This is a genomic window from Citrobacter sp. wls757, from assembly GCF_005280935.1.
In the GTDB taxonomy this organism is placed as follows: Bacteria; Pseudomonadota; Gammaproteobacteria; order Enterobacterales; family Enterobacteriaceae; genus Citrobacter; species Citrobacter portucalensis.
Genome location: NZ_SZWU01000060.1, coordinates 224,774 through 233,408, shown reverse-complemented (window position 1 = coordinate 233,408; position 8,635 = coordinate 224,774). Strand labels below are relative to the sequence as shown.

At 50.7% G+C, this 8,635-nt stretch carries 9 protein-coding genes; 5 read left to right on the top strand and 4 right to left on the bottom strand.

The genetic code is table 11. The features are described from left to right. A partial coding sequence (locus FDW94_RS24350) for a winged helix-turn-helix domain-containing protein (protein WP_249358563.1) occupies nucleotides 1-414 on the top strand: 414 nt, incomplete at its 5' end. Nucleotides 415-480: 66 nt separating this feature from the next. Here the strand turns inward: FDW94_RS24350 and FDW94_RS16000 are convergent. After that, nucleotides 481-1,509 (bottom strand): HoxN/HupN/NixA family nickel/cobalt transporter, encoded by a 1,029-nt coding sequence (locus FDW94_RS16000; RefSeq protein ID WP_137377877.1) that lies wholly within the window; start codon nucleotides 1,507-1,509, stop codon nucleotides 481-483. 120 nt (nucleotides 1,510-1,629) lie between these two features. Then, nucleotides 1,630-2,472 carry an aminoglycoside phosphotransferase family protein gene (locus FDW94_RS15995; protein WP_079933996.1) on the bottom strand — a complete coding sequence of 281 codons (843 nt, stop codon included), beginning with the start codon at nucleotides 2,470-2,472 and terminating at the stop codon, nucleotides 1,630-1,632. A gap of 189 nt (nucleotides 2,473-2,661) precedes the next feature. Between FDW94_RS15995 and FDW94_RS15990 the strand changes: the two genes are divergently transcribed. Then, nucleotides 2,662-3,453, top strand: coding sequence for an MBL fold metallo-hydrolase (locus FDW94_RS15990; protein ID WP_032943363.1), 792 nt, complete (start codon nucleotides 2,662-2,664; stop codon nucleotides 3,451-3,453). A 26-nt stretch (nucleotides 3,454-3,479) separates the two neighbouring features. Here the strand turns inward: FDW94_RS15990 and FDW94_RS15985 are convergent, their stop codons facing one another. Then, nucleotides 3,480-3,824 carry a DUF1294 domain-containing protein gene (locus FDW94_RS15985; protein ID WP_032934568.1) on the bottom strand — a complete coding sequence of 115 codons (345 nt, stop codon included), beginning with the start codon at nucleotides 3,822-3,824 and terminating at the stop codon, nucleotides 3,480-3,482. 234 nt (nucleotides 3,825-4,058) lie between these two features. Here FDW94_RS15985 and FDW94_RS15980 point away from each other — a divergent pair, with 234 nt between their 5' ends. The 3 genes from FDW94_RS15980 to tus all read left to right on the top strand — a co-directional run bounded on the left by FDW94_RS15980 (nucleotide 4,059) and on the right by tus (nucleotide 7,112). Continuing rightward, complete coding sequence (locus FDW94_RS15980; protein ID WP_103014909.1) at nucleotides 4,059-4,577, top strand: hypothetical protein; 519 nt, start codon at nucleotides 4,059-4,061, stop codon at nucleotides 4,575-4,577. Nucleotides 4,578-4,807: 230 nt separating this feature from the next. Then, on the top strand, nucleotides 4,808-6,109 hold the full coding sequence (gene rstB, locus FDW94_RS15975) for a two-component system sensor histidine kinase RstB (protein ID WP_060682245.1): 1,302 nt from the start codon (nucleotides 4,808-4,810) through the stop codon (nucleotides 6,107-6,109). 73 nt (nucleotides 6,110-6,182) lie between these two features. After that, on the top strand, nucleotides 6,183-7,112 hold the full coding sequence (gene tus / locus FDW94_RS15970; RefSeq protein WP_079933992.1) for a DNA replication terminus site-binding protein: 930 nt from the start codon (nucleotides 6,183-6,185) through the stop codon (nucleotides 7,110-7,112). Here tus and fumC read toward each other — a convergent pair. Continuing rightward, nucleotides 7,109-8,512: a class II fumarate hydratase gene (gene fumC, locus FDW94_RS15965; protein ID WP_137377876.1), complete on the bottom strand. Its 1,404-nt coding sequence runs from the start codon at nucleotides 8,510-8,512 to the stop codon at nucleotides 7,109-7,111. The genes tus and fumC overlap by 4 nt on opposite strands. Nucleotides 8,513-8,635 lie beyond the last annotated feature (123 nt).

Here is an 8,635-nt window from a genome sequence, read left to right as displayed (position 1 = left end):
CTGCTGGCTCGCCTGCGCCTGCACCTGCGCCAGAATGAACACTCAGCACAGTCTAAAGGCATTCAAGCGGCAACCATCACACCGCACACAACGCTGCGCTTTGGCACACTCACTATCGATCCCACCAACCGCTCCGTGCTGCTCGGCGGCGAGCAAATCTCTCTTTCCACCGCTGATTTTGAATTACTGTGGGAGTTGGCAACCCATGCCGGGCAGATTATGGACCGTGATGCGTTGCTAAAAAACCTGCGTGGCGTAAGTTATGACGGTATGGATCGCAGCGTTGATGTCGCGATTTCCCGCTTACGCAAAAAACTGCTCGATAACGCGACTGAACCCTATCGAATCAAAACGGTACGCAACAAAGGTTATCTGTTCGCACCGCACGCCTGGGACGACGAGCCTCATAAGTAATCCAACCGGGCCGGTCACTTTGATCGACCCTCTTAATTACCTGGCGTTACACTGTCACATTGATAGCTAACTAAACGTCAGTCCGTCGTATTTTTTCCAACGGTAGTTTACGGCGGAGATAATCCAGCAGCCGATAAAGACGCCAATAATCGCAAATCCGACATTCCCCATATGGTCACTCAAATTGCTGACGGTATCCCACAAACCACCCTGAAGCGAAAACGCGTCAGAGAGAAGTCCCAGCGCCTCCAGCCCGCCAATAAATAGCGCAACAATCACGGAAGTCCCGGTAATGGTCATATTGTAATAGAGCTTACGTTGCGGCTTATTGAACGCCCATCCATAGGCCTCAACCATCAGAATACTGTCGAGACAATCAATTAACGCCATACCGCAGGTAAACAGCGCCGGGAATACGAGAATTGACCAAATCGACATGCCGCTGGACGCGCTTGAAGCAGAAATTCCCAGCAGAGAAATTTCAGTGGCGGTATCAAAACCCAGACCAAACAGAAAGCCGACAAAATACATATGCCAGTCTTTACCTACCAGCCGAAACGCTGAGCGGAAAAGCCAGTTCAGAGGGCCTGAAACTGTAATGTCTTCCGTAGTGCCATCGTAAGTACCGGTGCGTTTAAGATGGCGGAATGCCTTCCAGACCTGGCAGAAAATAATGAGATTGATGGCAGCCAGAATCAGCAAAAATACGGCAGAAACCGTAGTTCCGATCAGACCACCGACATTCTGAAACCATGCCATATGTTGCTTAAACACGCTGGTAGTTAGCGCAATGCCAATGCTGGCTAGCACCACAATGGTAGAGTGTCCCAGAGAAAACCAGGCCCCCGTTGTCAGGGCACGTTTTTTCTGCTGCATGAGTTTACGCGTCGCGCTGTCTATCGCGGCGATATGATCGGCATCAACGGCATGGCGCAAACCATAGCACCACGCAATCAGACTCAATGCCAGTAAGGAAGTATTGTTGCTAAACGCGGTGAAAGCCCACAGCCACGCTACGATGTTTGCCCCGATGAGTAAGACCATCAACAAAAGAATATTCGGGCGTTTTTTTAATAATGAAAACAATGCGTTCATTGTTTCCGGCCTGTCAAATTTTCGCTCAACAACACACCACACCGCCGTTCATTGATTGATTAATACAACGTTTACCAGGCTAATGATAACTCTTAAGAATTACTAACCCAGTGTCGTAGATCAAAATTGATTACCACCTGAAGCAAGTTCTGCCATCGCTAGCTCCGCAATACGCAGAGGTACCGTTGCGCTGTCACCCTCTTGCAGAAACCAGACGGACGACAACCCACACCAGGCAACAATCCACATCAGTAAACGCTGCCGTTCAATTCTGGCGATTTCAGACACAATGTTGACTCGTTGCGTGAATCTTTCAGGCTCAATGGCGACAGGTCTGGTAGGTTCGGCAAGATCGGGGTTAGTAAAGATATTGGCGTAATCAAAGCCACGCTCGCCCACCAGCCCTTTGGGATCGATAGCCAGCCATCCTCTCGTTCCGAAATCAAGAATATTGCCGTGGTGTAGATCGCCATGTAATACGACTGCATCATGGGGTGAAGATAGCAGTAAGTTTGCCACCGCAGCACAACGCGTCAGGATACCGCCATGCTTTTTCGCGGCAGGAGCCAGATCGCGAAACCAATGGTGCAGAGGTGTTAACGCAGGCGTAGACGCATTTCGGGAGAGATGGAGTCTACTGGCTGCATGGCAAATAATGCGGCAGGCCTGCGCATCGTTGCCAGTCCAGGACATGTCCGCTAAAGACTCTGTCCCTGTCGCACGTTCCAGCAGAATCGCCCCTGCTGCATGAGCAAGTACTTTCGCTGCGCCATTTCCGTTCCACCAGACCATGAGTTCACAGCCGATCCGTTCACTGTCATCATCGGTGATCTTTAGTATGGCTTTCTGCCCGTCCTTGACCACCACCACAGGCAAAAGCTGCGATGTGTGCGTTTCAAACGGTTCACCATCTGGAGTGAGCCCCCAACGGTTGAGCCAGGTGTTGAACAGACGATTTTCCAAACAATATCCTCATTTTTCTCTGGAAGATGGTAATCAAAAGGATCCGTGTTGGCATTATTCCTGTTTTCTTTTGGTTGAGCCACAACCCCCACTTCCATCATCACTGACTTATCGGGTAGAGCACTAACAGGCACATCCTTGTGTATCTGTGTGCCATGCTGACTGTGTTCGGTATATGAGGAGGACACGATGATCACGTTATGCAAAACCTGTGGAACATCCTATGAGGTAACTGGCGCCCATCCGGAACATTGCGATATCTGCCTGGATGAACGTCAATATGTCCCCACAAGCGGGCAGAAATGGATCGATTTTGACACCCTGTGTGCATCGCATACAAATAAGTGGAAGCAACACGACAGTACCCTCCTCAGCATCCGCACCGTTCCTGATTTTGCAATTGATCAGCGCGCGTTTCTTGTGCGTACCCCAGAAGGAAATATTCTGTGGGACTGCATTGCCACGCTCGACGATGCCACAAAAACGCTAATAACGTCCCTTGGCGGCCTTAAGGCTATCGCGATTTCGCATCCTCATTACTACACCACCATGCAGGACTGGGCTGCGGAATTTAACGCGCCGATTTACCTTCATGCCAGCGACAGAAGGTGGGTAATGCGTGACAGCCCGTGGATTAGATTCTGGGATGGCGACACCATTGAGTTAACCCGTGACGTCACGATGATACGTCTCGGCGGGCACTTTGCTGGCGGCTGCGTCCTGCACTGGGCGCGTGACGAAGGCGTGGTGCTTTCTGGCGACATCGTTCAAGTTACACCAGGTGCCCATGCAGTCTCATTTATGTGGAGCTACCCCAATATGCTACCGTTGCCAGCCGCCACCGTCAGCGACATCATCCAACGCCTGAGAACAGTGAAATTTAAGCAACTTTACGGCGCATTTGAAGGTAAAGATATTACGCAAAATGCCGATGAGATTGTGCGCCGTTCAGGTGAAAAATATATTTCCTGCCTCAAATAAACCGGCAGTTTATTCACCAACCATGCTCAGGAAGGTAAAAATGGATAGAACTTATAAATCACGCCCATCACAGAAATACTGACTATAACACTGATAATAAAGTAGGTTTTGAAAGGCTGCTTTTGTGTTTTATGGCGAAAGATTTGTTGACCCGCTATCGCGCCGCCCCATCCGCCCACAACGCCAAACACCAGCAATGTGGATTCCGGCACTCTGCGCCAGTCCTTGCGTGCCGCCATTTTGTCCACGCCGTATAACAGCAGCGTCAGAACGTTGGCGAGTAGAAACCATATAACAAGAGGATAAGCGGTGAAAATGCAGCCGACCGCTGCGAAAATGAGTAGCGAATAACAACAGCGATTGAGATTCATATTTTCAGTCACAGCACTTTTCAGGAACTATCGGCACGCATTATACGCAAGGTCAGTCATCCCTGCCACGGGTGAGAATATCCCTTTTATTATTATGCCTATATCCCCAAAGATAGCGCAAATTCTCTGGTCTGCGGCGTACCTAACAATTCAAACAAGAGAGCCGTTTTCATTATTCAAAACAAATGGTAATTTATTAAACCCAAATGGAGAAATTGTTCTGGAGTCACAAGGATGAGAAAATACTCATATCCATATTTGTTTTTTGTTACCGTCTCATCTCTCGGCGCAATATTTCTCTTTTACTGGTGGAAGGTAACGATTTACAGAGCGACATTTCTCTACCCGCTCACATCCAAATACCTCATGCTTATTTCTCTGGCAGTGTCATTGTTAATTACCTTATTTCTGGTAGGTAATGGGATAATGAAAAAAAGTCCCTTCCAAACCTATCTGAAATTATTTGGTGGCATCAGCATTGCCATGGTGCTGTTTTCAGTGATCATGGTTATGGCGATAACCTGGTTCATTCCAGGTGTCCCCTCGTCCTATACCGCAACATACGTCTATGCTACAGGAAGTTCTAAAAGCTGTTCGGGGGCTGATGTTGACGATCCGGATCTCGGGACTAACATAAGAATTTGCTATCCCGAAGGTAACTACGAATATAACAACACCATCTACGTTGAGAAACGAAGTAACCTTTTAGGTGCGGTCGTGACATACGCCAGAACAACCCCATCCCGATTTTGATTAACTTACAGCGTAGAAAGCAATGCGTGATCCAGCGAAAGGTCATTCCGCGCCCGTAGGAGCCATAAGAATGCAGAAAAGAGATATACAGTGTACTCTGCGTGGACAAGCACGCCGGATGGTGATCGGAGAACCTTTCTGAACCCACGCATCGGCGGATACCGCTGTGCTCACTTTTCCCCTGTGGGACACGTGCACTCGCTAACTTATTGAGCGTTCGGTGATTTTTTATGAAGAAACTGTTTGTGCAGTTTTACCTCCTGCTGTTTGTCTGCTTTTTGGTGATGACCCTGTTGGTCGGTCTGGTATACAAATTCACCGCAGAACGCGCAGGCAGACAGTCGCTCGACGATTTGATGAAAAGTTCGTTGTACCTGATGCGCAGTGAACTACGCGAAATCCCGCCACGTGACTGGGGTAAGACGCTGAAGGAGATGGATTTAAACCTTTCATTTGACCTGCGCGTTGAACCGCTGAATAAGTACACACTGGATGCCCCAACCATGCAGCGTTTGCGCGAAGGCGATATTGTGGCACTTGACGATCAATACACCTTCATTCAACGCATTCCTCGCAGCCATTATGTGCTGGCCGTCGGTCCGGTTCCCTACCTCTATTTTCTCCATCAAATGCGCTTGCTGGACATCGCGCTGATGGCGTTTATTGCTATCTCACTGGCCTTCCCGGTACTGATCTGGATGCGCCCGCACTGGCAGGAAATGCTCAGACTCGAATCCGCCGCACAACGTTTTGGTGAAGGACATCTGAGTGAACGCCTTCATTTTGACAGCGGTTCCAGCTTTGAGCGCCTGGGCGTAGCGTTTAACCAAATGGCCGACAATATCAATGCGCTGATCGCCAGTAAAAAACAGCTCATCGATGGTATTGCCCATGAGCTTCGTACCCCGCTGGTACGTTTACGTTACCGGCTGGAAATGAGTGATAACCTCACCGAGCAGGAATCTCAGGCGCTGAATCGTGATATCGGCCAACTGGAAGCGTTGATCGAAGAGTTACTGACCTACGCCCGCCTGGATCGCCCGCAAAATGAACTGAAACTCAGCGTACCGGACCTGCCTGCTTGGTTGACAACCCATCTGGAGGATGTGCAAAGCGTAAATCCTGACCGTGCGGTGCAATTACGTCATCTCGAAACTGGCGACTACGGCGCGTTGGATATGCGCCTGATGGAGCGGGTCCTGGATAATTTGCTGAATAATGCCCTGCGCTATTGCCAGTCAACGGTGCAAGCCAGTCTGCTGCTGAACGGCAATCAAGCCACGCTGGTAGTGGAAGACGACGGTCCCGGTATTGCACCAGACGCTCGCGAACAGGTTTTTGAACCGTTTGTACGCCTTGACCCCAGCCGTGACCGGGCGACCGGGGGTTGTGGGCTTGGGTTAGCCATCGTCCACTCAATAGCGTTGGCTATGGGAGGGACGGTCGTCTGTGATGAAAGTGAACTTGGCGGCGCCCGGTTTACTTTCCGTTGGCCCGTCTGGCATAACATTCCTGAAATTTCGGCTGCCTGACCTATTCTGCTCGGTGGCCAGGCGGTGAATGTTGTGCTATAAAAAAGTATGTTGTAACTAAAATGGTAAATCTATGGCCCGTTACGATCTCGTTGACCGCCTGAACGGCACCTTTCGCCAGATGGAACAAGAACTGGCGCTTCTGAACGAAAACCTGTTGCAGCAGACGCTGCTGATTGCCCGCGTATTCTCGTTACCGGAAGTGGTCAAAGAGGCAGAGCATGCCCCTCTGCAGAGCATTGATGTTAAGCAGCATTTAGGCAAAGAGGCTGAAGCGCTGGCACTGCGCCATTACCGTCACCTGTTTATTCAGCAGCAGTCCGAAAACCGCAGCAGCAAAGCGGCCGTCCGCCTACCGGGTGTATTGTGCTACCAGGTTGATAATGCGGCGCAATGTGCTCTGGAAGAACAAATCCAGCGTATAAACCAGTTGAAAACCACCTTCGAGCGCATTGTTACAGTAGAGTCAGGGCTGGCGCCGGCAGCACGTTTCGAATGGGTGCATCGCCACCTGCCGGGGCTGATTACACTGAATGCCTATCGCACGCTCACCGTTGTCAGAGATCCTGCCACCCTGCGATTCGGCTGGGCTAACAAGCACATTATTAAAAACCTGAAACGTGATGAAGTACTGCAGCAACTGGAAAAAAGCCTGACCTCACCGCGCAGCGTACATCCCTGGACACGTGAAGAATGGCAGGCGAAGCTTGAACGCGAATATCAGGATATCGCCGACTTACCGCAGCAGGCCCGCCTGAAAATTAAAAGGCCGGTAAAAGTGCAGCCTATTGCCCGTGTCTGGTACAAAGGAGAGCAAAAACAGGTGCAATATGCCTGCCCGACGCCACTGATTGCTTTGCTTAATAACGACAACGGTATGACCGTACCGGATATCGGCGAGTTACTGAATTACGATGCCGATAACGTTCAGCATCGCTTTAAACCTCAGGCGCAGCCGTTGAGATTGATTATTCCCCGGCTGCACCTGTACGTTGCGGATTAACTGCCTGGCCGCATGCTGCCAACCATCAGCTCCGGACGTACCCAGCTGTCGAACTCCGCTTCGGTTAGATATCCCAGCGCCAGAGCGGAGGCTTTTAGCGTCAGCCCTTCTTTATGCGCTTTTTTGGCAATTTCAGCCGCTTTATCGTAACCGATATGGGTGTTGAGCGCGGTCACCAGCATCAGCGACTCATTGAGCAGTTGATCTATTCGTTCACGGTTGGGCTCGATTCCCGTCGCGCAATGTTGATTGAAGCTTTCCATACCGTCCGCCAGCAGGCGTACCGACTGCAGGAAGTTGTGGATGACCATCGGTCGATAGACGTTGAGCTCAAAGTTACCTGACGCCCCGCCCATATTGATGGCGACATCGTTACCCATCACCTGGCAGCACAACATGGTCAGCGCTTCACACTGGGTAGGATTGACTTTACCCGGCATGATCGAGCTGCCCGGTTCATTTTCCGGAATTGAAATTTCGCCAATACCACAGCGCGGGCCAGATGCCAGCCAGCGTACATCGTTGGCGATTTTCATCAGCGACGCTGCCAGCCCTTTTAGCGCTCCGTGGGCATGAACCAGGGCATCGCAGGTGGCCAGCGCTTCAAATTTATTCGGAGCGGTAACGAACGGCGCGCAGGTAATGACCCGCAATTCATCCGCGACCCGGCGGGCGTATTCGGGATGAGTGTTCAGTCCGGTACCTACCGCGGTTCCCCCCAACGCCAGTTCTGCCACATGCGGTAAACTGTTTTCAATGTGTCTGAGGTTATGTTCAAGCATTGCTACCCAGCCGGAAATCTCCTGACCAAGCGTAAGTGGAGTTGCATCTTGCAGATGTGTACGACCAATTTTAACGATATCGGCGAAAGCGTGGGACTTATCACTGAGCGTTTTGGTCAACACATTTAATTGTGGGATCAAAGATTTACGCAGCGCCAGCAGTGCGGCAACGTGCATTGCGGTCGGGAAGACATCGTTCGAGCTTTGGCTTTTATTGACATCATCGTTGGGGTGTACTTTTCGCTCCATCCCCCGCACGCCACCCAGCAATTCGCTGGCCCGGTTTGCCAGCACCTCGTTCATGTTCATATTGCTTTGCGTGCCTGAGCCGGTTTGCCAGATGGCCAGCGGAAACTCATCGCGGTGTTTATCTGCCAACACCTCATCTGCAGCCTGCATAATAGCCCTGGCTTTATCCTCCGCCAGCAGCCCCAGATCCTGGTTAACCTTTGCCGCGGCGCGTTTTGTCAGCGCCAGCGCATGGATCAGCGAGACCGGCATTTTCTCCGTAGAGATACGAAAATGCTCCAGCGAACGTTGGGTTTGCGCGCCCCAAAGCTTATCGGCAGGAACATCAATCGCCCCCATTGAATCATTCTCGCGGCGTACCGTTACCATTACCTGCTCCTTACATTAACAGTTGATTAGGTTATGTTTCGACATTGCCCATTTGCATTGGTCTTATGAGTATTAACGAGGATAAAGCTGTCGTTTGGTGGTTCGTGCGGTAAAAAAAAACCG